The following is a 25,870-nucleotide window of genomic DNA, read 5'->3' on the forward strand; positions in this document are numbered from 1 at the left end:
GGGTATCGGGGACGCCCTCAGTGCGCCGGGAGGCGGCCCGCCTCACGGGCCAGGGCGGCCAGCACCGGAGCGATCAGCGGATGCGTCTCGGCGCCGCGCCGGGTGGCCGCGAAGACCCGCCGGGTCGCCGCCGGGCCGGTCACCGGGCGGACCTGGACCTCCTTGAGTTCCATGCCGCGCAGCGCCGAACGGGGCACCAGGGCGACTCCGGCGCCCGCGCCGACCAGCGCGACGACGGCCCGGAAGTCGTCGGAGGAGTGCACCAGCCGGGGCTGGAAGCCCGCGAGTTCGCAGGCGAGCTGCATGACGTCGTGGCAGGGGTTGCCGGGGTACTGGCCCACCCAGTCCGCCTCCGAGAGGCCGGCCAGCGGTACCTCGGGCAGATCGCCGAGGGGGTGGCCGGCGGGCAGCACCGCGTCGAAGGGTTCCGCGTACAGCGGGAGCACCGACAGCCGGCCGTCGTCGGCGCCGGGGGCGCCCCGGTACTCCACGGCCAGGGCGAGGTCCGCTTCGCCGTCGAGCAGCAGCGGCAGGCTCTGGTCACCCTCCGCGTCGCGTACGCGCAGCCGGATCCCGGGGTGGTCGACGGCGAGCCGGGCGATGGCCGGGGCCAGCACCTCGGCGATGCCGGTGGCGAAGGCCGCCACGGTGACGGCGCCCGCCGAACCGCCCGCGTAGGCGGCGAGTTCGGCCTCGGCCCGCTCGAGCTGCGCCAGGACTTCGTGGGCGTGCCCGAGCAGGATCTCACCGGCCGCGGTGAGGCGTACGCCCCGGCCGCTGCGCGTCAGCAGGGCGTGCCCCGTCTCCTGCTCCAGCGCGGCGAGCTGCTGGGAGACTGCGGAGGGGGTGAGGTACAGCGCCGCGGCCGCGGCGGTCACCGTACGGTGGTCCGCCACGGCCCGTAGGATGCGCAGCCTCCGGGGGTCGATCACCTTGCCATTCTCGCAGGCCGCGGGGGCCTGTCGGGCCGACCGATCGGGCGGGGCCGGGCCGGCCCGGACACCCTCGTCGGGGTGCCCGGACCCACCCGGGCATCCGGGCCGCCCGGACCGGGCGAAGGTCCAGCCGGTCCCGGCTGGTATCGGAGGCGGGGGCACTGTCCCCTACCCCGCCCTTCCGCCGTTCCCCGGGGCTCCGCCCCGGACCCCGCGCCTCAACTCCGGCGGGGCCGAATGTGCCGGACCGCCGACGATCACGCGCCGGCTGTAACGGGTTTCCCGGACCGCAGGGGCCCGGGGGCCGGCCCCCGGCAACGGCACCTCGCGTGGCGAACGGGGGTCGGCCGGGGCTCAGGCCTGGACCCCCGCCAGCGCCGCCCGCGCGTCGATGAAGGCCGCGATCGCGCGTTCCACGTCGGCCGTCGAGTGGGCCGCCGAGAGCTGGACGCGGATCCGCGCCGCACCCATCGGGACCACCGGGTAGGAGAAGCCGATCACGTAGACCCCGCGCTCCAGCAGGAGTTCCGCCATCTTGGCCGCCTCCGCCGCGTCGCCGATCATCACGGGGGCGATGGCGTGGTCGCCGGGCAGGATCTCGAAGCCGGCCTCGGTCATCTTCGTACGGAAGAGCGCGGTGTTCGCGGCGAGCCGCTCGCGCAGGTCGTCGGCCGACTCCAGCAGGTCGAGGACCTTGAGGGAGGCCGCCGCGATGACCGGGGCGAGGGAGTTGGAGAAGAGGTACGGGCGCGAGCGCTGGCGCAGCAGCTCGACGATCTCGGCGCGCGCCGCGACGTAGCCGCCGGAGGCTCCGCCCAGCGCCTTGCCGAGGGTGCCGGTGATGATGTCCACGCGGTCCATGACCCCGTGCAGTTCCGGGGTGCCGCGGCCGCCGGGGCCGACGAAGCCGACGGCGTGCGAGTCGTCCACCATGACCATGGCGTCGTAGCGCTCCGCGAGGTCGCAGATCTCGGCGAGCGGGGCGACGTAGCCGTCCATGGAGAAGACGCCGTCGGTGACGATCAGCTTGCGGCGGGCACCGCCCTCGGTGGCCTCCTTGAGCCTGGTCTCCAGCTCCGCCATGTCGCGGTTCGCGTAGCGGAAGCGACGGGCCTTGGAGAGGCGGATGCCGTCGATGATCGAAGCGTGGTTGAGGGCGTCGGAGATCACCGCGTCCTCGGCGCCGAGGATGGTCTCGAAGACTCCGCCGTTGGCGTCGAAGCAGGAGGAGTAGAGGATCGTGTCCTCCTGGCCGAGGAAGGCGGAGAGCCGCGCCTCCAGCTCCTTGTGCACCTCCTGCGTACCGCAGATGAAGCGCACGGAGGCCATTCCGTAGCCCCAGCGGTCCAGGGCCTCCTTCGCCGCGGTGACCACCTCGGGGTGGTCGGCGAGGCCGAGGTAGTTGTTGGCGCAGAAGTTGAGCACCTCGCCGGCAGCGCTGCCGGCGCCGCCCGAGGTCACGGCGACGGCCGCGTTCTGCGGGGTGCCGATGACGCGCTCGGGCTTGTGCAGACCCGCGGCGCGGATCTCGTCGAGGGTCGTACGGAGGTCCGCGCGGACGGTCTCGAACATGTGCGGTGCTCTCTTTCTCCTGGTGCGGCGGAAGGAGGGGGGCCGGGCCCCGCGGAGGGGGAGGGTGGTGCGGGGCCCGGCCGGGAGGGAAATGGTCTGTGGGGCTGGACGCCCGGCCGGCTCGGCTGGGCCGCTCGCCCGCGGCGGATGCCCGGGGCGGATGCCCGGGGCGGATGCCCGGGGCGGATGCCCGGGCAGCTGGGCCCGAGCCGCTACGCCTGGGTCCAGTCCAGGATGATCTTGCCGCTGCGGGCGGTCGCGGCCTCGTCGAACGCGGCCTCGAAGTCCCCGTAGGCGTACCGGCCGGTGATGACGGGGCTGAGGTCGAGCCCGCCCTCCAGCAGCACGGTCATCGCGTACCAGGTCTCGAACATCTCGCGGCCGTAGATGCCCTTGATCGTGATCATCGAGGTGACGACCTTGGCCCAGTCGACGGCGAACTCCTGAGCCGGCAGGCCCAGCATGGCGATCCGGCCGCCGTGCGTCATGTTGTCGATCATGTCGCGCATGGCCTCGCCGCGGCCGGACATCTCCAGGCCGATGTCGAAGCCCTCGCGCAGGCCGAGCTGGGCCTGCGCGTCGGCGATGGTCGCCTTCGAGACGTCGAGCGCGAGGGTGGCACCGGCCTTGCGGGCGATCTCCAGGCGCTCCGGGCTGACGTCGGTGATGACGACGTTGCGCGCTCCGGCGTGCCGGGCCACGGCCGCCGCCATGATGCCGATCGGGCCCGCGCCGGTGATCAGCACGTCCTCGCCGACCAGCGGGAAGGAGAGCGCCGTGTGCACGGCGTTGCCGAACGGGTCGAAGATCGCCGCGACGTCGAGGTCCACCTTGGTCCGGTGCACCCACACGTTCTGCGCGGGCAGCACCACGTACTCGGCGAAGGCACCGTCGCGTCCGACCCCGAGCCCGATCGTGCTGCGGCACAGGTGACGGCGCCCGGCCAGGCAGTTGCGGCACCTCCCGCACACCAGGTGGCCCTCGCCGCTGACCAGCGCGCCGATCTCGATGTCGGACACGTCGGAGCCGAGCGCGGCCACCTCGCCGACGAACTCGTGGCCGAGCACGAGGGGGGTCTTGACGGCGCCCTGCGCCCAGCCGTCCCAGGAGCGGATGTGCAGGTCCGTCCCGCAGATGCCGGTGCGCAGCACCTTGATCAGCACCTCGCCGGGGCCGTACTCGGGCTCGGGTACGTCCATGAGCCAGAGCCCGGGCTCGGCCTTGTGCTTGACGAGTGCCTTCATGAGGGTGGCTCCAGGCATGCGGAAGGAAGCGCTACGGGGCGTGCGGGCCGGGCAGCGTTCGGACGAGACCAATCTGCCGACCTGCGGGTGATCAGTCCATCGAGGATTTCTTAAGCGGGTCCACAGGCCAGCTTCACGCCTATGCTCCTCAGGTGACGGGCAGGGGCCGGGGAGTGGTCCGGGCCGGGAATGGGGAGGTGGGGGCGTGCCGAGTCTGCGCAGCAGGGCACTTTCGGTCGCGCTGATCGCGGCGGGACGGCGAAGACGGTTCGGGAGCGCGGAGGCGGTCCGTACCCGGGTGGCGGAATCGGCACGGCGCCCGGCGTCGCATCTGCCCCCGCGTTCGCTGGGCCGGGTCGCGGAGGTGTCGCGGACCTTCGTCGGGGCCTGGCCGGTGTACGACGTGTCGCCGCTCGGAGCGGAACCGGCCGCGCAGGTGCTTTACGTGCACGGCGGCGGGTACATCAACGAACTGGTCCGGGCGCACTGGTCGCTGATCCGGACCCTGGTCACCCAGGCACAGGCCCGGGTCGTCGTACCGGCGTACATCCTGGCCCCGCGCGGAACCGCCGACCGGACCGTCCCGGTCGCCGCCGACCTGCTCAGCGGCCTGATCGCGAGCGGGGGCGCGGGCGGCACGGTGCTCCTCGGGGATTCGGCGGGCGCCGGGCTGGCACTGGCCGCGGCCCAGCGGCTGCGCGACCGGACCGGGGCACAGCCGTCCCGGATCGTGCTGATCTCGCCCTGGCTGGACCTGTCCATGAGCCACCCCGACCAGGCGGCCATCGAGGCGGGCGACCCGCTTCTGGCCCGCCCCGGCCTGCGGGAGGCGGGGCGGCTGTACGCGGGCAACCTGGCGGCCGACGATCCGCGGGTGAGTCCGCTGCACGGGTCGTTCGCGGGGCTGGCCCCGCTGACGGTGTTCACGGGCACCCGGGACGTCCTGACGACCGACAGCCGCGAACTGCTGAACCGGGCGCTGGCGGCCGGCGCCGAGGTGGAGTTCATCGAGGAGCAGGGGCTGCCGCACGACTATCCGCTGCTGCCGCTCCCGGAAGGCAGGGCGGCCCGCGACCGGATCGTGGAGCTGGTCCGCGCGGCCGCGGAGTACTGACCCGCGGCCGTCTCGGCCTTCTCAGGCCCCTCCGCCCTCTCAGGCCACGCAGTTCATCAGGGAGCCGACCGGAGCCGTGCGGTAGCGGGCCCAGTACGTCTCGTCCCGGGTCGCGCACGCGGGCGGGGTCCGGGTGGGCTGCCAGGTCACGGTGGCGAAGCCGGCGTCGGCGGCGGCTTCGGCGAAGTCGGCGTGGGCCCACTCGCGGCATTCGAACGGGACCGGCGGGTCGGTCTCCAACCGGGCCCGCAGCAGCGGGGCGTCACCGCCCGGAGACCGCTCGACGACGCTGATCCCGTACGGCTCCCAGTCCGCGTAGGGGAAGGCCCCCGGGTTCGGCACGATGGCGAGGAGCCGCCCGCCGGGGCGCAGGTTGGCCCGTACGGTGCGGAACATGGCGTGCAGGGCCGTCCGGTCGTGGGCCTGGTTGAACAGGTACACGGCGGTGGCCAGGTCGAACGGCCCCAGGGCCGGCATGCCGGCCGCAGCGTCCGCGACGACGTACTCGACGGCGTGCGCGAGGTCGGCGCCGGTCTCCCGCGCCCGGCGGATCCGGTCGGGGCAACTGTCGACACCCACCGTCCGCCGGGCCCCGCCGCTCGCCAGCAGCCGGGCGGTGCTGCCGTGTCCGCAGCCCAGGTCGAGGGCATCGAGGCCGCGGACGCCGCCGAGGGCGTCCAGGGCGGTGCTCAGGGTGAAGGCATCGGCGACCGAGAAGGCCGGCGGGGGCGTTGACGTGTCGTACTGCTGTCGCATGTCGGCAAGCCTGCCCGTACGCGGCTCCGCGCGACGGTGTCGGACCCGGACCTCCCCCGGACGGGGGAGGCGTTCGGATCAGTCCGTACGGCGTCCGGGGCGGACGGGGCTGCGCGCCGCCGTCCGGAGGGCGGTCGGCGGCGCCGGGACGCGCGTCGGTCGAGCCCGCCTCAGGTCTTGCCTCCGCGGATGCGCCCTCATCCGCGGGGCGGATACGGTCTGCCGTCACGGATGAAGCGCGGCCGCCCCGTCCGGGGCCGGCATGGGCCGCATGACGACAGCGACCGCTCCGGTCCCCGCCTCCGCTCCCGCGCCCGCTCCCTCATGGGCTCGCCGGGCCGCCCACGCCATCGCCCTGTGCGCCGTCCCGTCCGGCCTGTGGCGCATCGCCATGGCATCCGGGGTCTACGTGGGCTACAGCGACCAGGTGCTGCTCGAGGTCTTCGACATCCCGGGCCGGGGCATCGCCTACGTCGTCGGGCTCCGTCCTGGCCGAACTGGCCGCGCTGTTCCCGCTGCTGCTCGTCGGCGACCGGTGGCGGCCGCTGCGGCCCGGGGTCCTCGCCCCGCTGGCCTGGACGGGCTCGGGGATCCTGGTCCTGGTGACGCTGTGGCAACTGGTGGTCGCCTTCACCGTCGAGAGCCAGACGTACCTGGCGAGCGGTACGGCACAGACCGTCTGGGGCTTCGTCTTCGCCCCGCCGTTGGCCATACCGGTCCTGATGACCGCGGTGACCTGGTCGTACGCGAAGCGGCACCGGGCACGGTGACCGGCAAGCGCCGGCAGCGCACTACGCGTGCGGGTCCCCCGGCCGTGGGGGGCGTACGGGGGTCAGCGCGACCAGTACCGGGCGCGGGGACGCGGGCGGCGCGGAGCCGCCGGGGCACGCCGTACAGGAGCGGGTGGCGGCGAGGCAGCCTCCGCAGTCGCGGCCGCCGATCTCCTCGCGGCGCAGCCGGCCCTTGCGGACCCAGTACGCGGCGAGGTCGGCCGCCTCGGCCCGGCCGACGCCCAGCCGGTCGGCGATCTGCGCGAGCCCCTCGCCGGGGGCCGCCTCCTCGAAGGCGCGCAGCAGCCGGCGCAGCATGCCGGGCCCGTTCGCCCCGTCGGCCCCGCTCACCACACCTGCCTCGCGATCTGGAAGACGCCGACGGCCAGCAGCCAGGCCGCCGCCAGTTGGATGCCGAAGCCGATCACGGTCAGCCGGGCGCCGATCTCGGCCCGCTGCGCGGCCAGCGTGGCGAAGCAGGGGGTGTAGGCCAGGATGAAGACGAGGAAGGCGAGCGCGGCCGCCCGCTGGTGCCCGCCGGAGGACTCCTCGAAGGTGGCGTGCAGGCTCGCGGTGAGCTTGGGGTCGCCGTCCTCCTCGGCGGAGTAGGTCTGGGCGAGGGTGGAGATCACGCCCTCCTTGGCGATCAGCCCGGTGCCGAGCGCGGCCGTGGAGTGCCAGTCGCCGAAGCCGGCCGGTGCCACGAGGGGGGCCGTGGCGCGGGTGACCGTACCGAACACGCTCTGCTCGACGTCCACCTTGCCGAAGCCTCCGTGGCCGGCCGCCGCCGGGGAAGCCGACGACGAGCGGCAGGAAGGCGCGGCCGGGCAGCCTCAGGGTGCGCATCAGGCGGTCGGCGACGAACGCGGCGCGGGCGAAGTAGCCGGAGTCCTCGAGCAGGGCCAGCAGCAGGAACATGATGATCATCAGCGGAACGAAGGTGAGCAGTTGGCCCACTCCGTTGATCAGGCCGTCGACCAGCAGACCGGTCAGCCAACCGGGTGCGTGGACGGCTTCCAGGAGCCCGTCGGCGCCGCCGCTGACGGGTCCCGAGACGAAGTCGCCGAGGCCGTCCTGGAGGGGTTCGGCCAGCGCGGTGGTGGCCTGGAACACCCCCCACATGACGGCGAGGAAGAACGGGATGCCGAAGCCTCGGGACAGCAGCAGCCGGTCCACCCGGTCGGTGAGGGTGGGCCGGGCCCCGACCGGGCGGGGCGCCGCGCGTTCCATGAGGGCCTGCGCCCAGGCGTAGCGGGCCTCGGCGACGAGGAGTTCGGCGTCGCCGTCGCCTTCCGCCGCGGAATCGTCCTCCCCCGCTGGATCGTGGGCCGCCGCTGCGTCGTGCGCCCTCGCTGCGTCGTGCGCCGCCGCGGCGAGGCGGTCCGCCGCCGACCCGGCCCGTTCGGCCAGCGCCGCCGGGACCTCGCGCGGCTCCTCCCCGCAGAGCAGGCTGACGGCCAGCCACCGCGCCGGGTGCGGGGTCAGCCCGGAGGCCTCCTCGGCCAGCGCCGCCAGTTCCGCCGCCACGGGCGAGCCGGTCGCCCAGGCGGAGGTCCGCCCGTGAGGTGGCGGTACGGAGTCCAGGGCCTCGCACACCGCGTCGGCGAGCAGGTCCAGCCCGGTCCCGGAGCGCCCTTCGACCCGTACGACGGGCAGCGCGAGTTCGCGGGCCAGCTCGTCGGGGCCGGGGGGCGCACCGCGCCGGGCGGCCACGTCGGTCATGGTGAGCGCGACCAGGACGGGGATGTCGGTGTCGAGGATCTGCGAGAGCAGGTAGAGGTTGCGGGCCGGGTTGGCGGCGTCGAGGGCGAAGACAACGGCGTCGGGCCGCTCCCCCGCCGGCGCGGTCAGCACGTCGCGCACCAGCGCCTCGTCCGGGGAGTCGGGCAGCAGGCTGTAGGAGCCGGGCAGATCGGCGATGCGCAGCGGGCGGCCGCCCGCGGTGCGCCAGTCGCCCTGGGCCACGGACACGGTCTTGCCCGGCCAGTTGCCGACGCGCTGATGGGCGCCGGTGAGGGCGTTGAAGAGGGTCGACTTTCCGACATTGGGGTTGCCGACGAGGGCGACGAACGGCGTACCGGTCCGCCGCTCCGCCGGGGCGGTCGCACCGGCACCGGTGGCGTGGCAGCTCATCCGGCGCACCTCAGCCGGCCGGCGGTACGGGTGTCCAGCGCGACCCTGGTGTCCCCGACCCCGACGAGCAGGCCTCCTGTGGCGCCCCGGGCGATCACGGTGACGTCCGCGCCCGGCACGAAGCCGAACTCCAGGAGCCGGCGCCGGCTCCCGCCGCCTTGACCGGGGTCGATCCCCGTGATGCGTACGGTCGTCCCTGGACGACTGTCGTTGAGCGACGGCACCGGACCTCCTCGTTCGACTCCACTTAGGCAAACCTAAGCAGTCCGAGGAGCATCGAGAACCGGGCAAAGTCCCTGATCAGACGGGACGTTCAGCCCACGGGTCCCGCCCGGGCATCGACCGATCGGCCGACCCTGGGGGGCGGGCCCGGGCTCGGCCGGATCGGCGGCGGGCCGGGCAGGATCCGAAAGGGACGGCCTCGCGGGAGCGGGTTCCGGCCGGGACCGGGTGGGGGCGGCGGCCGTCGAAGGAGAATCCGTCCTCGGACATGGCCTCCGCACTCTCCGGATTCAGCGCGACGGGGATATTGCGGAGCACGGCAATTCTTACGAGGGCGAGTACGTCGTGAACGTGCGGGGCGGCCCACAGAGGGTCCCAGGAGAAGACGATCGAGGTGACATCTCCGGAAAGGACCATCGAGCCGATCTGCTGGTCCCCGCCGTGCGGACCGGACTCAACCGCCCTGATCCGCACGCCGAGTTCCGATCTGAGGTCGTGCGGTGGACCTGGTTCCCACCAGTCAGTGCCGGGTCACGGCACGGTGATTGCGCCGCACCCCATTCAGCAGGTCGTTCTTCCTCTGGTCATGTGTCACGAGAGCGATCATCAGCCGACGCTGATCCGGCACGATTCCTTCCGCCATTCAGGGCACAGAATTCCTAATTCCGCCGTCGGGCGTCCGGTCATCGGATGGGATTCCGATGATCTGAATGGGAACGGTCCGCGGGGTGTGCGGAAGCCCCGCCCCGAGCGCATTCTGGAGGGGTGACGGCCAGACCGGAAACCGGCGGCCCCGTCACCGACGCCACGGCCCAGGTACTCGCGCGGGCCGCTCTCGATGCCGTGGGGGCCGCCGGCGGGTACGCGGGCGGCGTCTACCTGCGCTCCGACACCGAGGGGCTGCTGCTGATGGCGGCCCTGACCGGGATCCCGGGACCGCTGTTCCGCCCCTGGTGGCGGATGCACGTGAACCGCCCGTACCCCGTGGCCGAGGCCTACCGGTCCGGCCAGTCCGTGCACCTGCCCGACGCGGAATCGGCGATGCGGCGCTTCCCCCAGCTGATGGCCGGGCTCCCGTTCCCCTTCGGCTCGCTCTACGAGCCCGTGACCCGCGGCCGGGAGCGCTACGGCGTCCTCGTGGTGCTGCGCCCCGCGACCCCCGGGGTCCCGGTCGGGCCGGGCGACCGGAAGCGGCTGCGTGCGGTGGCGGCCCGGCTGGCCGGGGAGCTGGCCGCGCTGGCCGCGGGCGGGGCCACGGTCACCTGGGAAGGAGACCCGGTGTGCCTGCCCGGTCCGGGCCCGGCGGGCGGCGCGGCACGTCGAGCGGCGGGCGGCACGACGAGCGGCGCGGCACACAGCCCGGCGGGCGGCACGACGGGCGGCGCGACGGGCGAACCCCCGCGCAGCCCCCCGGCCGCCTCCCTCGACAGCGCCGCCTCCCCCGACAGCACCGCCGCCGGCGCCCGCGCCGCCGTGGACCGGCTGGACCTGGCCGTGCTGTCCGTGGACCGGCGGGGCGTGATCGGCTTCGTCAACTCCCGCGCCCGCTCCGCCGCCACGACCCTGCTCGGCTCCGACGGGGCGGAACTCTCCGGCCGGATGCTGTGGGAGGCGCTGCCCTGGCTCGGGCACCCCGCCTACGAGGACCACTTCCGGGCCGTGTTCATCGCCCCCGCTCCGGTGCACTTCCAAGCCGCCCCGCGCGGACCCGAACCCTCCCCGCAGTGGCTGTCGGTGGGCCTTCATCCCGGGTTCGACGGGGTCACCGTCACCATCACCGAGGCCGAACCGCCCGCGTACTCACCCGAGTCGGTGATGCGGCCCGGCGCGGGGCTCGGGTCCCCGGGTCTCGGCTCGCCCGCCGACCGGGCTTCGGCGCTGTACCGGCCGGTGGCACTGGCGATCGCGCTGACCGAGGCGGTGACGGCCCGCCAGGTGTCGATGGTGGTCACCGACGAGCTGCTCCCGGCCTTCGGCGGACGGCAGTTGGCGATCTACCTGCTCGGTGAGGGGCATCTTCACCTGGCGTGGGAGACCGGTTTCCCCCAGGGGTTCCTCGACCGGTTCGACGGGGTCGCGCTGGACGCCCGGCTGCCCGGGGTGGAGACCCTCACCTCGGGCCGACCGCTGTTCTTCGAGTCGATGCAGCATCTGGCCGCCGCCTACCCGGGGATCGAGATGGACGCCCATGTCGGCGCCCGGGCCTTCCTCCCCCTGATCGCCTCCGGGCGGCCGGTCGGCTCGTGCATCCTCGGCTTCGACGCCCCGCGCGGGTTCAGTCCGGAGGAGCGCACGGTGCTCACGGCGCTGGCCGGGCTCATCGCGCAGGCGCTGGAGCGGGCCCGGCGCTACGACAGCGAGGCCGCGCTGGCCCGCGGGCTCCAGGCGGCGCTGCTCCCGCACCGGCTGCCGGTGCACGAGCACGTGGTCACGGTGGGGCGGTACCTGCCGGGCACCGCCGGGATGGACGTCGGCGGCGACTGGTACGACGTCATCGAGGCGGGCGGCGGGCGGCTCGCGCTGGTCATCGGCGACGTCCAGGGCCACGGGGTGGCGGCCGCGGCCACCATGGGCCAACTACGCAGCGCCGTACGGGCCTTCGCGCTCAGCGGCAACGAACCGGAGCAGGTGATGCGCGGCACGAACGAGCTGCTCATCGACCTCGATCCGGGTCAGTTCGCGAGCTGCTGCTACGTCCTCCTCGACCCGGGGTCCGGTCTCGCCCTCGCCGTCCGGGCCGGGCACCCCCAGCCTCTGCTGCGGCATCCGGGCGGCCGGACGGAGGTGCTGGACCTGCCGGGCGGGATGGTGCTCGGCATCGACGCCGAGGCCGTGTATCCGGTGACGCGGCTGCGGATCGAGCCGGGTGCGGTGCTCGCCCTGTACACCGACGGGCTGGTGGAGATCCCGGGCACGGACATCGACGTGGGGGTGGAGCGACTGCGGGCATCGCTGGCGGCCGCCGGCCCCGCGCCACTGACCGAGACGGCGGACCGGCTGGTCGCCGAGGCGGGGCACTCCACCGACCGCCCGGACGACATCGCCCTGCTGCTGGCATCCCGCACGTCCGCCCCGGAAGTGTCCACCCCGGACCAGGCGGCGGACCGGGAGGACCGGGCGGACCGGGCGGACCGGGCGGACCGGGACGAGGCGGCCACGCACGCCGGGGGCCCCCACGGGCCCCGCGGCGCGGGGGACGGCCCGCGCCGCGCAGCACCGTAGGACGTCCCCGCGGGGCGCGGGCATCCCGTGCGCCGCCCGCGCCCTCCCCGCTGCCGCTACCTCTTGGCGTAGGCGCGGGCGTACGAGTCGCCCGCGATCAGGGCGTCGGCGACCATCTCCGGGGACACCGGGAAGGGCATGTTGTGCGTGGTCTCGCCCTCCGCGGTGGCCGCGCGCCCGATGGCGAGGAGCTCGTCGCGGTCCGGGTCGCCGAGGCCGATCTCGGCGAGGGTGGTGGGCAGGCCGACGGCGCGGCTGAAGCGCAGATAGGTGTCCAGCTCGTCGGTCGGGGCGCCTTCCAGGACCAGCTGGGCGAGGGTGCCGATGTTGACCTTCTCGCCGTGCATCATGCCGTGCACCTTGTGCGAGACGGTCAGCCCGTTGTGGATGCCGTGCGCGGCGGCGAGGCCGCAGGACTCGAAACCGAGGCCGGAGAGCAGCGTGTTGGCCTCCGTGACCTTCTCCAGGGCCGGGGTGACCACGTGCGCCTCGGCGGCCAGCCGGGCCTGGGGGCCGTACTCCATCAGGGTCTCCCAGCACAGCCGGGCGAGCGCGAGGGAGGCCTCGGTGGCGAGACCGCCGGCCATGGCGACCCGGTTGGCGGCCACGCAGACCCGGGCCTCGTACCAGGTGGCGAGCGCGTCGCCCATGCCGGAGACGATGAAGCGGCTCGGCGCACCCGCGACGAGCGCCGTGTCGACGAGGACGAGGTTGGGGTTGCGCTGGAAGAAGGAGTAGCGCTCGAAGGCGCCGCCCTCCGTGTAGATCACGGCGAGCGCGCTGGTCGGCGCGTCGGTGGAGGCGACCGTGGGCGCGGACACGACGGCGATGTCGCCGAGCGCGTGGCCCACGGCCTTCGCCGTGTCGATGGCGGTGCCGCCGCCGATGCCGATGACGACGTCCGCTCCGGCGGCCTCGGCGGCCGCGGCGACCCGGTCGATCTCCTTCTGGGTGCAGAGACCCCCGAAGACCTCCTTGGTCAGCTTGACCCCGGCTCCGGAGAGGGAAGCGGTGACGGCCGCGTCCACGAAGCCCCAGACGCCCTTGTCCGCGAGGACCACGGCGTTCGTCCCGAGGCGGGCGGTGTGCTCGCCCAGGTCGTTCATCGCCCCGGCGCCCTGCACGTACTTCGGCGGGCTGATCATCATGCGCGTACCGACGGTCTTCACGTGAATCCTCCTCATTGCGAATTCATTTCCGCTTGCTTATTCATCCCTATCACGAATTTCGGCCACGTCCGAGATATGCGCGGTCCCCTTGCGAACGGGTCCTTTCGCGCCCGGATCCGGGACCAAGGACCCGAGCTGTTCCGCAGTTTCGTCAGGGTAAAGTTCCAGCCAAGCGCCCCGGAAGCGGTGGCGGATCGGCGACGGTGCCGACTTAACACCGTCCCGCAATTCCTATTTCCGCTCCCGATCGGCGTGACGAGTTCCCCGTTCCGCGTTCCCCTTTCAAGGAAAGAGGCCCCCGTGAAGAAGCTCATCAATTCCCCCGAAAGTGTCGTCTCCGACGCACTGCGCGGAATGGCCGCCGCTCACCCGGGGCTCTCCGTCGAGGCGGAGAAGGGCATCGTCACGCGGGCCGCCGGAGCGGCCGGGGAGCCGGCCGGGAAGGTCGCCCTGCTGTCGGGCGGCGGCAGCGGGCACGAGCCGCTGCACGCGGGGTTCGTCGGGCGCGGCATGCTGGCGGCCGCCGTGGCCGGCCCGGTGTTCACCTCCCCGGTGCCGGACAACATCGCGGCTGCCACCTGCGCGGTCGACGCGGGTGCGGGGGTACTGCACATCGTGAAGAACTACACGGGCGACATCCTCAACTTCAGGATGGCGGCGGAGGATTGCGAGGACGAGGGCGTCATGGTCGAGCAGGTCGTCGTGGACGACGACGTGGCGGTGGCCCGGACGGAGCACGGACCGGGCCGCCGCGGCACCGGCGCCACGCTGTTCGTGGAGAAGATCGCGGGCGCGCTCGCCGAGGAGGGCGCTCCGCTCGCCGAGGTGGCCGCGGTCGCCCGCAAGGTCAACGCGAACGCGCGCAGCTACGGCGTCGCCCTGACCTCCTGCACCACCCCGGCCAAGGGCAGCCCCAACTTCACGCTCGGCGAGGACGAGATCGAGCTGGGCATCGGCATCCACGGCGAGCCCGGCCGCGAGCGCCGGAAGGTCATGACGGCCGCCGAGACCGCCGAGGCGATGCTCGACGCCGTCCTCGACGACCTCCCGGAGGCGGCCGGCGCCCCCGTCATCCTCCTCGTCAACGGCCTGGGCGGCACCCCGCCGGTGGAGCTGTACATCATGCGCGCGGAGGTCGGTCGGGTGCTCGCCGAGCGCGGGATCACCGTGGCCCGGTCCCTGGTCGGCAACTACGTCACCAGCCTGGACATGGCCGGCTGCACCCTCACCCTGTGCCGCGCCGACGAGGAGCTGCTGCGCCTGTGGGACGCACCGGTGGACACCCCGTCCCTGCGCTGGGGCTGCTGACCCCGCTCGCTCACCCCCCTCGCTCCACCCCCCTCGCTCCACCCCTCTCGCCTGACACTCTCCAGGAGCCCTCCCCATGACTGCCGTGCCCGCCACCCCGACGACCTCCACCACCCCGCCCGCGCAGGCCCCCGCGCAGGCCCCCGCCCAGGCCCCCGCACTGGACACGGCCTACTTCCGCCGCTGGATCACCGAGACCAACCGGCTCGTACGACGGGACAGCGCGCGCCTCACCGAGCTGGACGCGGTCATCGGCGACGGGGACCACGGGGCCAATCTCGTACGGGGCTTCGGTGCCGTCGGCGCGGCCGTGGCCGAGCAGCGGCCCACCACCCCGGGGGCGCTGCTGACGCTGGCCGGCTCCACCCTCACGAACACCGTGGGCGGCGCCTCCGGCCCGCTGTTCGGCACCGCGCTGCGCCGCACGGGCAAGGTGCTCGGCGACACCGGGGCGCCGACCGTGGCGGAGCTCGGTGCCGCGCTCGGCGCCGGACTCGCGTCGGTGCGGAAGCTGGGCGGCGCCGAGGTCGGCGACGCCACCCTCGTGGACGCCCTGGCTCCCGCGGTGACGGCGCTGGCCGAAGCCGCCGAGGCCGGCCTGCCGCTGCGCGAGGCCCTGGACGAAGCCGTACGGGCGGCCCGCGCGGGCGCCGACGCCACCGAACCGTTCGAAGCCCGCAAGGGCCGGGCCAGTTACCTCGGCGAGCGCAGCATCGGCCACCAGGACGCCGGGGCCAACTCCGTGGCCCTGCTCATGGAGGCGCTGCGTACCGCGGTGGACGCGCCCGAGGCGGACTTCGCCCCTGAGGAGCCCGCCGCCGGGGCTCCGGCCGTCGCCGGGGCCGCGGTGGAGCGGGAGGCTCCGAAGACGCGTACCGGCCGCGTCGGCGTGGTGCTCGTCTCGCACAGCAAGGCGGTCGCGGATTCCGTGGCCGCGCTGGCGGGCGCGCTGCTCGGCTCGGTCGAGCCCGCTCCGCTGGCGGTGGCGGGCGGCACCCCCGACGGCGGGATCGGCACCAGCGCGGAGCTGATCACGGCCGCCGCCCGGTCGGTGGACGAGGGCCGGGGCGTGGCGGTGCTGTGTGACATGGGCAGCGCGGTGCTGACGGTGAAGTCCCTGCTCGGCGAGGAGCCCTCGCAACTGCCCGACGGCGCGCGGATCGTGGACGCGCCGTTCCTGGAGGGCGCCGTGGCCATCACGCTGACCTCGGCCATCGGCGGCGACATCGACGCCGTACTGGCCGCCGCCGAGGACGCACGCGGCTACCGCAAGCGCTGACCGGACACCGAAAGCCGGTGGGCGGCCCTCCCCCGGAGGGCCGCCCACCGGCTTTCACGCTGTGGCAGCATCGGGCACATGGCGCCCAGGAAGATCCGTGCTCCGGCCGAGCGGATGCTCGGCTACGCCCGCGTCAAGGAGGCCCGGGACCCCGAGGTCACGGCCGAGCGGCTGCGGGAGTTCGCCGGGGACGAGATCATGCCCGTGCGGCTGTACACCGCGCAGAGCCTCGCGGCTCCGTCCGACGTCCTGCTCCGGCTGGCCCGCGACGAGGCGGACTGCGTGCGGGGGGCCGTCCTGTCCAACCCGGCGGCGGACGAAGCGGTGCTGCGCGCCATGGTCGAGGCGGAGCGGGCACGGCCCCCCCGTCCGCCCCGGGTGGCGGCCCGACTTCTCGGTGCGCAGTCACGCCGTCCATCACCCGGGCGCCTCGGGAGCGTTGCGCGCCGAGCTCTTCGCCGAGGGCGCCTGCGGCTGCCCGGGGCCGTGCGACGGCTGGCAGGTCCGGGTCTCCCGGATGAGCTGGTTGAGGCGGGCCGGGCGGCTCTGAGCTGCGGTGGCCGGCCGGGCGGGCCTGGTGGGGCTTGTCCCCCTGCGACGACGACTGCACCTCCCCCGGAGACGCTCCCGCTCTACGACGTCTTCACGGGCGGCGTCCTGGAGCGGATCCCGGCGTCGGCTCCGGCGTCGGCACTATGGTCCCGGTGTCGGTCCCGGCGTCGGCTCCGGCCCCCTCCCGTGGTCGGCCCGCGGAGGTCCCGTACCGCCGTCCCGAATGGTGGAACGGGTGTCTCGCCCGCCCCGCCCCCCTTCGTCTATGCTCCGCGCCATGGCCGTCACCCAGCGCCTCCTGTCGCGCTCCTGTTGTCCCCGCTGACGCCCGCCTGCCCCGACGCACCCGCTCCGACCGCCCGCCCCGCCGCCGACGTCCCCCGTCGGCCCGGCTCGCCCCCGCGGTCGCACGGTCCCGCCGCATCCCCCGTACCGCCGTGCATGCGATTCCGCTTCCGCATACGCCCCGGCGGCCCCCGCCTCCCGAAGGAGCCCGTCCACCATGAGCAGCAGCCCCGCCCTCCTCGACGTCGGCCAGGCCCACGCCCGCCATGCCGAGTTCCGGATCGTCGATGTCCGCACCCCCGGCGAGTACGCCTCCGGCCACCTCCCCGGCGCACTGAACATCCCCCTCGACCGGATCGGCCACTCTCTGACCGAGCTGCGCGAGGCGGCCGAGGAGCAGGAGCTGCTGCTCGTGTGCGCCTCGGGGACCCGCTCGGGGAACGCGGCCCGGACCCTGGCCGGGCACGGCATCGCGGCCATCAGCCTGACCGGCGGCACCACCTCCTGGTCGGCGCACGGGCACCCGCTCGACTACCCCGCCGAGGGGCCCCGCCGGGTCTGGGCCATGGAGCGCCAGGTCCGGTTCGCCGCGGGCTCGCTCGTCCTCCTCGGCCTGCTCCTCGGCCTGCTGGTGCACCCGGCGTTCGAGCTGCTCAGTGCCGGGATCGCGGCCGGGCTGGTCTTCTCCGCCCTCACCGACACCTGCGGCATGGCCGTGGTCCTCGGCCGGCTTCCCTTCAACCGCCGCCGGTAGCCTGGCGCCCCGCCCTCACACCTGGCCGGCCGCCAGGCTGCCCCCGCCCAGGGTGAGCGCGGTGTTCACCAGGCCCACGTGGCTGAACGCCTGGGGGAAATTGCCGAGTTGGCGTCCGGAGACAGGGTCGTACTCCTCGGCGAGGAGTCCCACGTCGTTGCACACGGCCAGCAGCCGCTCGAAGAGCTCCCGCGCCTCCTTCTCGCGGCCGGTCAGGTGCAGGGCGTCGGTCAGCCAGAACGAGCAGGCGAGGAAGGCCCCTTCGTCGCCGGGCAGGCCGTCCACCGAGAGCCCCTCGGTGCTGTAGCGGCGGACCAGACCGCTGCGGCCCAGTTCCTCGCGCACCGCGTCGACCGTGCCGATGACGCGGGGGTCCTCGGGCGAAAGGAAGCCGACCCGCGGGATGAGGAGGGTGGCCGCGTCCAGCTCGCGGGAGCCGTAGTACTGGGTGAAGGTGCGCCGCTCCGGGTCGTAGGCGTTCTCGCACACGTCCTGGTGCACGGCCTCCCGCATGGCGCGCCAGCGGTGCACGTCGCCGGGCAGTGTGGGGTTGAGCTCCAAGGTGCGCACGGCCCGGTCGGCGGCGACCCACGCCATCACCTTGGAGTGCGTGAAGTGCCGGCGCGGGCCTCGCACCTCCCACAGGCCCTCGTCGGGGCGGCGCCAGTTCTGTTCCAGGAAGTCGAGGAGTGCGAGCTGGATCTTCCAGGCGTGCCACTCGGCGGGGAGGCCGTTGGAGCGGGCCAGGTGCAGGGAGTCGAGGACTTCGCCGTACACGTCGAGCTGGAGCTGGTCGACGGCCGCGTTGCCGACGCGGACCGGCGCGGAGGAGGCGTACCCCTTCAGCCAGGGCAGCTCGCTCTCCGGGATGCGCCGCTCGCCCCCGATCCCGTACATGATCTGCAGGTCGGCCGGGTCGCCCGCGACGGCCCGCAGCAGCCAGGCCCGCCAGGCGCGGGCCTCGTCGAGGTAGCCGGTGGCCAGCAGGGAGCCGAGGGTGAGGGTGGAGTCGCGGAGCCAGCAGTAGCGGTAGTCCCAGTTGCGGACGCCGCCGAGCTCCTCGGGCAGGGAGGTGGTCGCGGCTGCGGCGATGCCGCCGGTCGGGGCGTAGGTGAGGGCCTTGAGGGTGATCAGGGAGCGGATCACCGCATCCCGGTAGGGGCCGTCGTAGGTGCACCGGCCGGTCCACTCCCGCCAGTCGGCGAGGCTCTGGTCCAGGGCGGCGTACGGGTCCAGCGGCTCGGGGCGCGGCTCGTGCGAGGGGTGCCAGGTGAGCACGAAGGCGACGCGCTCACCGGGGGCCACGGTGAACTCGGAGCGGGTGCTCAGGTCCTCGCCCCAGGTGCGCACCGGGGGCTCGCTGCGCAGCCATGCCGCGTCGGGGCCGGCGACGGCGACGCGGTCGCCTTCGCGGGCGCCGTCGCAGCGGCGGACCCAGGGCACGACGTGCCCGTAGTCGAAGCGCAGGCGCAGGGTGCTGCGCACGGTCGATTCGCCGGTGAGCCCTTCGACGATACGCATCAGGTCGGGCGCGGTGTCGCGCTGCGGCATGAAGTCGATGACCTTGAACGAGGCACCGTCGCCGGTCTCCCAGAAGGATTCCAGGACGAGCGTGCCGTCGACGTAGGCGCGGCGGGCGCAGCGCGCGGAATCGGGGGCGGCGGCCGGGGCGATGCGCCAGTGGCCGTTCTCCTCGTCGCCGAGGAGGGAGGCGAAACAAGCGGCCGAGTCGAAACGCGGCAGGCACAGCCAGTCGATGGACCCGTCGCGGCCGACCAGCCCACTGGTCATCAGGTCGCCGATGAGTGCGTAGTCTTCGATGGGTTGTGTCATTTAGGGCACTTTCCCCCGAATGCCCGCACTCAATCAGCCCGTACGGGTCCCCGCCCCGCCCGCGGAGCCGCCCCCGAGGCCCCCTCAGTTCCGCACGAGGAGCAGCACGCCCGCGGTCACGACGCCGAAGCCGACCGCGAGGGCGCCGTGGGCGAGGCGGTGTCCGCGCAGGACGGGCAGGAAGCGGTCGACGGCGTACCGGCCGGGGCCGGTGAGGGCGAGGGCGGCGGCGCCGGCGGCGAGCACGAGCGGGTACTCGATGCCCTGGGGGGCGAAGAAGGAGCCGATGCCGTGGACGGCGACCGCATTGATCATGGTGCCGAGGAGGGCGGCTCCGGCGAGCGGGGTGAGCAGCCCGAGGACGAGGCCGAGCCCGCCGAGGGTCTCGGTCAGGCCGGCGAGGACGGCCATGGCGTCGCCCGCCGGGTATCCGCTGGCGGTGAAGAACTGGCCGGTGCCGCTGATGCCGCCGCCGCCGAACCAGCCGAAGAGCTTCTGGGCTCCGTGGGCGGCCATGGTCAGGCCGAGCACCACGCGCAGGAGGAGCAGCCCGACATCGTGCGCGGGGGTGGACGGGGACGGAGCGGAGGTGCGCGCGGCGGACGCGGCCGGTGCGCCGGCTCGCGGCTTCGGCGTGGTGACGGAGGGGCTGGTCATGGGGATGTCCTTCCGGTCGGGGGTCCGAGAGCATGTTGTTCAAATTCGAACCACTCCCCCCGACCATAGCCCCGCCTCCGCAGCTGATTCAAATTCGAACGTCACGTGTAGCCTGGATCCATGGCTTTGGCTGAGAAGACGAAATGGCTGGACGACCGCGAAATGCGCGCCTGGCAGGGGTTCCTCGCCGCTTCCGCGCTCGTCAACCGCCGCCTCGATCAGCAGCTCAAGGACGACTCCGGGCTGTCGCACCCGCAGTACGAGATCCTCGTACGGCTCGCCGGCGCGCCCGAGGGCGAGCTGCGCATGACGGAACTCGCCAACGGGCTGGTCAACTCCAAGAGCGGCCTCACCTACCAGGTGACCCAGCTGGAGAAGGCGGGCCTCGTCCGCCGCCGCACCTGCCCGTCCGACGTCCGCGGGATATACGCCGTCCTCACCGAGACCGGCCGCGCCCGGCTGACGGAAGCCGCACCGGGGCACGTGACCACGGTCCGCGAGGTCCTGGTGGACGTCCTCACGCCCGAACAGCTCGACGTGCTCGCGGACGGGCTCGGCGAGGTCAGCCGCCGGCTCCGGGCGCAGGGCTCCTGATGGACACGGCGACCTTCTGGCTCGTCGTGGCGGCGGTGGTGGCGGCCGGCCTGGCGGTCACGGCGGCCGTGCTGCTCGTACGGGTCTTCGCGGCCCGCCGGCTCCTGCGCGACGCGGGCATCCCGCTGCGCGACAAGGCCCTGTTCTGGGCCGCGGTCGCGTACACGGTCTCCCCGGTGGACCTGATCCCGGACCCGGTCTACCTGGACGACATCGGCATCCTCCTCCTGGCCCTCCGCTCCCTCCACGCGGCAGCGTCGGCGGCCCGCCCGCCCAAGGAACTCGACACGGCGTAGAGGCATCCGCGCCGGCCGGCTCAGCGCACCCCGCGCGGGCGGAACTGGACGCTGATGCGGGGGCCCACCCCGCGGGCCGTTTTGGGGATGGCGTGCTCCATCGTTCGCTGGCAGGAGCCGCCCATCACCACCAGGTCGCCGTGGCCCAGGGGGAGGCGGAGCAGGGTGGGACCGCCGTCGCGGGGGCGCAGGACCAGGTCGCGGGGGTCGCCCACCGAGAGGATCGCGACCACCGTGTCCTCGGTGGCGGAGCGGCCGGTGCGGTCGCCGTGCCAGGCGACGCTGTCGCGGCCGTCGCGGTAGAGGCACAGTCCCGCCGTGGCGAACGGTTCCCCCAGCTCGGGGGCGTAGTGGCGGGTGAGCACGGCCCGGGCCTCGGTGAGGGCGGGGTGCGGCAGCGGGTCCCCCTCGCCGTAGTGGGCCAGGAGGCGAGGGACCACCACCTCCCGCTCGTACATCTGGCGCCGCTCGGCGTGCCACGGGACGTCCGACGCGAGCCGTTCGAACAGCGCGTCGGCGCCCGTCAGCCAGCCCGGCAGGTGGTCCACCCAGGCGCCGGCGCCCAGTTCCTTGCGCTGGACGCCCACCAGTGGGCCGAGCCGGATCTCGTCGCCCTGATCGAAGAGCGAGCCCTGGAGTGCGTGCATGGCTCCAGGATAACGCGGAATTCGAACGTGTGCACGAACAAAGCTGGGCGGGGGACGCACGCCCCCCGCCCGCGCTGCACTACTTCAGATAGGGGCCCGTGGCACCCACCTTGCCGGGGGCGGCGTTGCTGCCGCCCAGGTCGAGCACGTAGACCCGCAGGTTGCCCTTGCCGGGGGCCGGGACGGACAGGGTGCCGCCGGTGACGGTCTTCACCTCGCCGGTGATCGCGTCCTTGTACGTGCCGTTCGGTACGCCGGTGTAGGTGGCGGACCCGGTGACGGTCACCAGGGCGAAGCTGTCCACTCCGGTGGCGGTGTCGGTATAGCGCCGCTTGAAGGCCATGCCGCCCGAGACGCCCTCGGTGGAGTACTGGCCCATCTGGAGCGCGGGCACGGCGCGGCGGATCTCGTTCAGCCGCTGGAGGTGTTTGACCAGCGGGGATTCGAGGGTGGCGGCGACGGCTCCGGTGGCGGTGGCGACCTTCGAGAAGCCGGAGGCGGTGACGGATCCCGCGATCTTGTCCCCGAAGTACGCGCGGCCGGTGCCGGTGAGCGGGCAGGTCGGGCCGCAGTCGATCTGCTTGCCGGCCTGGAACTCGATCTCGGAGCCGTAGTACAGGGTCGGGATGCCGCGGAAGGTCCACATCAGGGCCGTGTTCTCGGCCCAGGCGTCGGTTCCCCCCGCGTAGCGGGTGGAGGATTTGCCGGGACCGAAGTCGTGGCTGTCCACGTAGACGACGTTGTAGGTGGCGTCGTTGTAGCTGTCGTCGGAGTCCTTCCCGTTCTGGAAGGCGTTGTTCGCGTCCCCGAAGTTCATGTGCATGCGCATGTCGATGACGTTCATGCCGGAGAACCTGCTGTGGTCGGGGGCGTGGTAGAGGTTGCCGTTGAGGAAGGCGTTGGTGCTGGTCGGCTGCTTGGCGGGGTCGTTGTCGGTCGTGTACTGCTGGACGGCGGCGGTGGCGTCGTCCGCGCTGTACGTCGCGGACTCCTTCCAGGTGTAGTACTGCGCGGACTGGTTGGCCGAGCCGCGGTTCCACTTGTCGTTGACGAAGGAGCCGACTTCGCCGAAGACGTAGAAGTCTTCGGCCTTATGGGCGCCGAACTGCTGGGCCACGCGCTGCTGGATGGCGGGCAGGAAGCGCCGGTTCCAGGTGACCCGGGGGATGTGCACGGCCGTGTCGACCCGGAAGCCGTCGACGCCCATGTCGATGTACTTGTTGTAGGCGCCGATGAGGTAGTTCTGGACGGCCGGGTTCTCGGTGTTGAAGTCCGCGAGGTCCTCGTGGATCCAGCAGGAACGGGCGTCCTCACCCTCCCAGTTGCCGATCCAGCACTGGTGGAACAGGGCCTTGGGGAACATGCCCGAGGTCGGGTTGGGCCACTGGCAGTTGTAGACGGTGTAGCCCTCGGCGCTCTTGTACGGCGTGGCCGCGCCCCAGTTGACGCAGGTGTTCCCGGCCGGCTCGGCGGTCGACCACAAGTCGCCGTTGTAGTAGGACTTTCCGCTCTTGGGGTCGACGGTGAGGCCGTCGTACTCAAAGCCGGCCTGCTTCTCGTCGTAGTACCAGGACCACTGCGCGTCGCGCACGCCGAAGACGGTGGGAGTGAACAGGCCCTTGGCTCCCCAGCGGGCGCTGTGGTTGTAGACCACGTCCTGGTAGATCTTGACGCCCTTGGCGTGGGCGGCGTTGATGAGGTCCTGGTACGAGGCGCCCGCCGATTCCAGGCGGGGGTCGACCTTGTAGAAGTCGTAGCCGTGATAGCCGTGGAAGTCGTAGTCGGAGCGGTTCAGCACGACCGGGGTGATCCAGATCGCGGAGAAGCCGAGGGCTTTGACGTAGTCCAGCTTCTCGACGAGGCCCTTGAAGTCCCCTCGGAACATCGGGTCGTTGTGGGCGGCGTTCCCGGACTTCACGTGCTGGCTGCCGCCCCGGTTGTTGGCGCTGTCGCCGTCGTTGAAGCGGGCGGTGAGCACGAAGTAGATCGGGTCCTTGCGCGGGTCACCGCCCAGCGGCGCCGATCCGGCCGGAGCCGGGGGCCGGGTACCCGTGGTGGCCACGGCCCCGGCGGAGGAGGCCGAGAGGTTTCCGGCGGCGTCCACGGCCTTGACCGTGTAGGTGTAGGCGGTGCGCTCCTCCAGACCGGATTCGGTGAGGACCGTGGAGGTGACGGAGGTGACGACGGATCCCTTGGTGCCGCCCGACCTGGTGACCTGGTAGCCGGTCACCCCCCGGTCGTCCGTGGCCGCGTCCCAGGTCACGACGGTGGACACGTCGGTGGCGGCGGCCCGCAGGCCCGCGGGCGCGGAGGGTGCGGTGGTGTCGGGGACGGCGGCGGCGCACGGGTCGGCGGCGTTCGCGGTGACCGTGGTGTCCTTCACCGTGGACAGACCCGTGCCGAGGGCGTAGTTCCTGCCGTTGTTGTTGTCCCAGGTTCCGTTGCCGTTGTTGAAGGTGGCGGCGAGTCCGGCGGCGGAGCCGAGCGGGACCGTCTTCTTCACCCAGCCCGTGCAGGCCGGGTCCATCCCGGCGCCGGGCGCGGTGGTCCAGGCACCGCCGGTCGGAGCCCAGTGCAGGTTGACGGTCGGCCAGCCGACCGTCGTCGTCGAGTAGAAGACGGTGGCGCTCGCGCCGGTTCCGGTACCGGTGCCGGGGTCCGCGACGCAGGGGTCGCTGTGCGCCACGACTCCGTCCTTGACGGTGATGACCCCGGTGCCCAGGGCGTAGTTCTTGCCCCCGTTGTTGTCCCAGGTGCCCTGGCCGTTGTTGAACGTCGCCTGGAGCCCGGCGACCGCGCCGAGGTTGACGGTCTTCTTCACCCAGTCGGTACAGGCGGCTTCCATCCCGGCGCCGGGGACGGACGTCCAGCTCCCGCCGTCGGTCGCCCAATGCAGGTTGTACGCAGTCCAGTTGCGCGTCTTGGTGTAGTAGAAGACCGTCGCCGTACCGTCGCCTGCCGCCGTCGCGGCGGCGGGAGTGGCGGCGGGGGCGGCGGGCGCGGCCTCGGTGAGGGAGGCCCCGGCGGCCGGCAGCGCGGCCGCCAGGCACCCCGCGACGGCCAGGGCAAGGGCCGTGGACCGCCCTCTGGGATGTGAGCGCGTGCGTGATCTCAAGGTCTGCTCCTCGAAGCGGGGCCCAACAGCCCTGCGGCTCCGCGGCATTGAAAACTTGCCGCAAGGTTTTGCGGGGAGGTTATCCACCTGTCACCAGTGCGTGAACCCCTTGTGAACCGAAAATCTCGCGACTCGGCACGCCTTGACGGACTCCCGGTGCCCTTTATGGGGAGAACTACCGCAATGGCTTGCAGAAAATTTCCCTACGGAGGCGCAGGCGAGGGCGAGGGTCGCCACAGAGACCGGGAGGACCGGGAGGACAGGGAGGTGCCGGGGCACCAAGGGGACCGGGGGCCGGCCAGCAGGCGGCCGGCGTCGGGCGGAGATCGATAAGTCGACAATGGTGACGTACGAACCCCGAGGCCGGCGACCGTCGAAGCCGCCGGGTCGGGCGAAGCCTCCGGGACGGACCGACCCCTGACGCTTCGCCCCCGCCTACCCCTACCGGCCGCCGCGCAGGGTTTCGATCTCGCGGCGTTCGCGCTTCGTCGGGCGACCCGTGCCGCGGTCGCGGATGCCGACCACCGCCGCCTCCACCGGGGTCGGCGGCGGGGGGCTGTTGTCGGTCAGGCATTCCGCCGCGGCCGGGGCGCCGACCCGCTTGGACACCGGGCGCCGGACCACCACGATGCGCTCCCGCCCCGCATGGAAGAGGCGCACTTCGTCACCCGCCCGCACCGCCTGCGCCGGCTTCGCGCGCTCCCCGTTGACCCGCACGTGTCCCGCCCGGCACGCCGTGGCGGCGATCGCCCGCGTCTTCGTCAGCCGGACCGACCAGATCCACACGTCGACCCGCGCCGACCCCGATCCCGTACCCGCGGTTCCCTCTTCAGCCATACCCCCGACTCTAGCGAGGCGGGCCGGGCGGGCCGAGCCCCGTCGAAACGGAATGGTTTTGGCGGTTACGACAAACCAGTGGTATCTGCCATGGATATCATCCCAATGGAATTGCAAATGCAGCTCATGTGGCCCTACCTTGTCGCACATGCAGTCCTACACCATCGGTCAGGCGGCACGCCTGCTGGGCGTCAGCCCGGACACCGCACGCCGCTGGGCCGACGCCGGCCGCGTCACGACCCATCGCGACGAGAGCGGTCGCCGGCTGATCGACGGCCCCTCACTGGCCGCCTTCTCCGTCGAGGTGGCGCAGGGGGCACACACCGAGGACGGCGAGGCCTGCACCTCGACGCGCAATGCCTTCCCGGGCATCGTCACCGCCGTCAAGCTCGGCGACGTGGCGGCCCAGGTCGAGATCCAGGCCGGTCCCCACCGCCTGGTCTCCCTGCTCACCCGGGAGGCCGTCGACGAGCTCGGGCTCCAGGTCGGCATGCGGGCCACCGCCCGCGTGAAGTCGACGAGCGTGCACATCGACCGCGCCTGACCCCGGCCGGAACCGACGAACCGGGCACCGCC

At 73.3% G+C, this 25,870-nt stretch carries 21 protein-coding genes and 3 pseudogenes; 10 read left to right on the top strand and 14 right to left on the bottom strand.

Annotated elements, in window-relative coordinates; translation table 11 throughout:
• Positions 1-17: 17 nt before the first annotated feature.
• The 3 genes from AC6CKD_RS17800 to tdh all read right to left on the bottom strand — a co-directional run bounded on the left by AC6CKD_RS17800 (position 18) and on the right by tdh (position 3,751).
• Positions 18-932, bottom strand: a complete 915-nt coding sequence (locus tag AC6CKD_RS17800; protein ID WP_478686182.1) for a LysR family transcriptional regulator — start codon at positions 930-932, stop codon at positions 18-20.
• Positions 933-1,289: 357 nt separating this feature from the next.
• Positions 1,290-2,507, bottom strand: a complete 1,218-nt coding sequence (locus AC6CKD_RS17805; protein WP_498328441.1) for a glycine C-acetyltransferase — start codon at positions 2,505-2,507, stop codon at positions 1,290-1,292.
• A gap of 212 nt (positions 2,508-2,719) precedes the next feature.
• Positions 2,720-3,751, bottom strand: coding sequence for an L-threonine 3-dehydrogenase (gene tdh, locus AC6CKD_RS17810; RefSeq protein ID WP_498328442.1), 1,032 nt, complete (start codon positions 3,749-3,751; stop codon positions 2,720-2,722).
• A 205-nt stretch (positions 3,752-3,956) separates the two neighbouring features.
• Here tdh and AC6CKD_RS17815 point away from each other — a divergent pair, with 205 nt between their 5' ends.
• Positions 3,957-4,865, top strand: coding sequence for an alpha/beta hydrolase fold domain-containing protein (locus tag AC6CKD_RS17815; protein WP_498328443.1), 909 nt, complete (start codon positions 3,957-3,959; stop codon positions 4,863-4,865).
• Between the two features lie 39 nt (positions 4,866-4,904).
• Here the strand turns inward: AC6CKD_RS17815 and AC6CKD_RS17820 are convergent, their stop codons facing one another.
• The gene (locus tag AC6CKD_RS17820; RefSeq protein ID WP_498328444.1) at positions 4,905-5,621 is read right to left on the bottom strand and encodes a class I SAM-dependent methyltransferase; all 717 of its coding nucleotides are present in this window, start codon (positions 5,619-5,621) and stop codon (positions 4,905-4,907) included.
• A gap of 602 nt (positions 5,622-6,223) precedes the next feature.
• Here AC6CKD_RS17820 and AC6CKD_RS17825 point away from each other — a divergent pair.
• The gene (locus tag AC6CKD_RS17825) at positions 6,224-6,391 is read left to right on the top strand and encodes a hypothetical protein (protein ID WP_498328445.1); all 168 of its coding nucleotides are present in this window, start codon (positions 6,224-6,226) and stop codon (positions 6,389-6,391) included.
• A gap of 347 nt (positions 6,392-6,738) precedes the next feature.
• Here the strand turns inward: AC6CKD_RS17825 and AC6CKD_RS17830 are convergent, their stop codons facing one another.
• The 4 genes and pseudogenes from AC6CKD_RS17830 to AC6CKD_RS17845 all read right to left on the bottom strand — a co-directional run.
• Positions 6,739-7,149 carry a nucleoside recognition domain-containing protein gene (locus AC6CKD_RS17830; protein ID WP_498328608.1) on the bottom strand — a complete coding sequence of 137 codons (411 nt, stop codon included), beginning with the start codon at positions 7,147-7,149 and terminating at the stop codon, positions 6,739-6,741.
• Between the two features lie 43 nt (positions 7,150-7,192).
• Positions 7,193-8,524: pseudogene (locus tag AC6CKD_RS17835) on the bottom strand (FeoB small GTPase domain-containing protein); the annotation flags it as partial.
• Positions 8,521-8,748 carry a FeoA family protein gene (locus AC6CKD_RS17840; RefSeq protein WP_498328446.1) on the bottom strand — a complete coding sequence of 76 codons (228 nt, stop codon included), beginning with the start codon at positions 8,746-8,748 and terminating at the stop codon, positions 8,521-8,523. The pseudogene AC6CKD_RS17835 and the gene AC6CKD_RS17840, both read right to left, overlap by 4 nt.
• Before the next feature lie 76 nt (positions 8,749-8,824).
• Positions 8,825-9,223, bottom strand: a pseudogene (locus AC6CKD_RS17845) (methylglyoxal synthase); the annotation flags it as partial.
• 288 nt (positions 9,224-9,511) lie between these two features.
• Here AC6CKD_RS17845 and AC6CKD_RS17850 point away from each other — a divergent pair.
• Positions 9,512-11,968 carry a SpoIIE family protein phosphatase gene (locus AC6CKD_RS17850; protein ID WP_498328447.1) on the top strand — a complete coding sequence of 819 codons (2,457 nt, stop codon included), beginning with the start codon at positions 9,512-9,514 and terminating at the stop codon, positions 11,966-11,968.
• Positions 11,969-12,024: 56 nt separating this feature from the next.
• On the opposite strand, the gene AC6CKD_RS17855 is transcribed toward AC6CKD_RS17850, so the two are convergent.
• Positions 12,025-13,137: a glycerol dehydrogenase gene (locus AC6CKD_RS17855; RefSeq protein ID WP_498328448.1), complete on the bottom strand. Its 1,113-nt coding sequence runs from the start codon at positions 13,135-13,137 to the stop codon at positions 12,025-12,027.
• A gap of 300 nt (positions 13,138-13,437) precedes the next feature.
• On the opposite strand from AC6CKD_RS17855, the gene dhaK reads away from it, so the two are divergent.
• The 4 genes and pseudogenes from dhaK to AC6CKD_RS17875 all read left to right on the top strand — a co-directional run bounded on the left by dhaK (position 13,438) and on the right by AC6CKD_RS17875 (position 17,315).
• Complete coding sequence (dhaK, locus tag AC6CKD_RS17860) at positions 13,438-14,445, top strand: dihydroxyacetone kinase subunit DhaK (RefSeq protein ID WP_498328449.1); 1,008 nt, start codon at positions 13,438-13,440, stop codon at positions 14,443-14,445.
• A 76-nt stretch (positions 14,446-14,521) separates the two neighbouring features.
• Positions 14,522-15,229: pseudogene (gene dhaL, locus AC6CKD_RS17865) on the top strand (dihydroxyacetone kinase subunit DhaL); the annotation flags it as partial.
• 108 nt (positions 15,230-15,337) lie between these two features.
• The gene (locus AC6CKD_RS17870; RefSeq protein ID WP_498328609.1) at positions 15,338-15,724 is read left to right on the top strand and encodes a PTS-dependent dihydroxyacetone kinase phosphotransferase subunit DhaM; all 387 of its coding nucleotides are present in this window, start codon (positions 15,338-15,340) and stop codon (positions 15,722-15,724) included.
• Between the two features lie 1,054 nt (positions 15,725-16,778).
• Complete coding sequence (locus AC6CKD_RS17875) at positions 16,779-17,315, top strand: rhodanese-like domain-containing protein (RefSeq protein WP_498328450.1); 537 nt, start codon at positions 16,779-16,781, stop codon at positions 17,313-17,315.
• A 15-nt stretch (positions 17,316-17,330) separates the two neighbouring features.
• On the opposite strand, the gene AC6CKD_RS17880 is transcribed toward AC6CKD_RS17875, so the two are convergent.
• Positions 17,331-19,148, bottom strand: coding sequence for a glycoside hydrolase family 15 protein (locus AC6CKD_RS17880; protein WP_498328451.1), 1,818 nt, complete (start codon positions 19,146-19,148; stop codon positions 17,331-17,333).
• Between the two features lie 84 nt (positions 19,149-19,232).
• Positions 19,233-19,805 (bottom strand): DoxX family protein, encoded by a 573-nt coding sequence (locus AC6CKD_RS17885; RefSeq protein ID WP_498328452.1) that lies wholly within the window; start codon positions 19,803-19,805, stop codon positions 19,233-19,235.
• A gap of 120 nt (positions 19,806-19,925) precedes the next feature.
• Between AC6CKD_RS17885 and AC6CKD_RS17890 the strand changes: the two genes are divergently transcribed.
• Positions 19,926-20,399: a MarR family winged helix-turn-helix transcriptional regulator gene (locus tag AC6CKD_RS17890; RefSeq protein WP_498328453.1), complete on the top strand. Its 474-nt coding sequence runs from the start codon at positions 19,926-19,928 to the stop codon at positions 20,397-20,399.
• Positions 20,399-20,695 carry a YkvA family protein gene (locus AC6CKD_RS17895; RefSeq protein ID WP_498328454.1) on the top strand — a complete coding sequence of 99 codons (297 nt, stop codon included), beginning with the start codon at positions 20,399-20,401 and terminating at the stop codon, positions 20,693-20,695. The genes AC6CKD_RS17890 and AC6CKD_RS17895 overlap by 1 nt, the downstream gene beginning before the upstream one ends.
• Before the next feature lie 20 nt (positions 20,696-20,715).
• Here the strand turns inward: AC6CKD_RS17895 and AC6CKD_RS17900 are convergent, their stop codons facing one another.
• The 3 genes from AC6CKD_RS17900 to AC6CKD_RS17910 all read right to left on the bottom strand — a co-directional run bounded on the left by AC6CKD_RS17900 (position 20,716) and on the right by AC6CKD_RS17910 (position 25,294).
• A complete protein-coding gene (locus AC6CKD_RS17900; protein WP_498328455.1) occupies positions 20,716-21,342 on the bottom strand; it encodes an alpha-ketoglutarate-dependent dioxygenase AlkB in 627 nt (208 codons plus the stop codon).
• A 79-nt stretch (positions 21,343-21,421) separates the two neighbouring features.
• Positions 21,422-24,505 carry a carbohydrate binding domain-containing protein gene (locus AC6CKD_RS17905; RefSeq protein WP_498328456.1) on the bottom strand — a complete coding sequence of 1,028 codons (3,084 nt, stop codon included), beginning with the start codon at positions 24,503-24,505 and terminating at the stop codon, positions 21,422-21,424.
• A gap of 393 nt (positions 24,506-24,898) precedes the next feature.
• On the bottom strand, positions 24,899-25,294 hold the full coding sequence (locus AC6CKD_RS17910; protein WP_498328457.1) for an RNA-binding S4 domain-containing protein: 396 nt from the start codon (positions 25,292-25,294) through the stop codon (positions 24,899-24,901).
• 148 nt (positions 25,295-25,442) lie between these two features.
• Here AC6CKD_RS17910 and AC6CKD_RS17915 point away from each other — a divergent pair, with 148 nt between their 5' ends.
• On the top strand, positions 25,443-25,838 hold the full coding sequence (locus AC6CKD_RS17915) for a TOBE domain-containing protein (protein ID WP_498328458.1): 396 nt from the start codon (positions 25,443-25,445) through the stop codon (positions 25,836-25,838).
• Positions 25,839-25,870 lie beyond the last annotated feature (32 nt).

Source organism: Streptomyces sp. GQ60 (genome assembly GCF_059758875.1).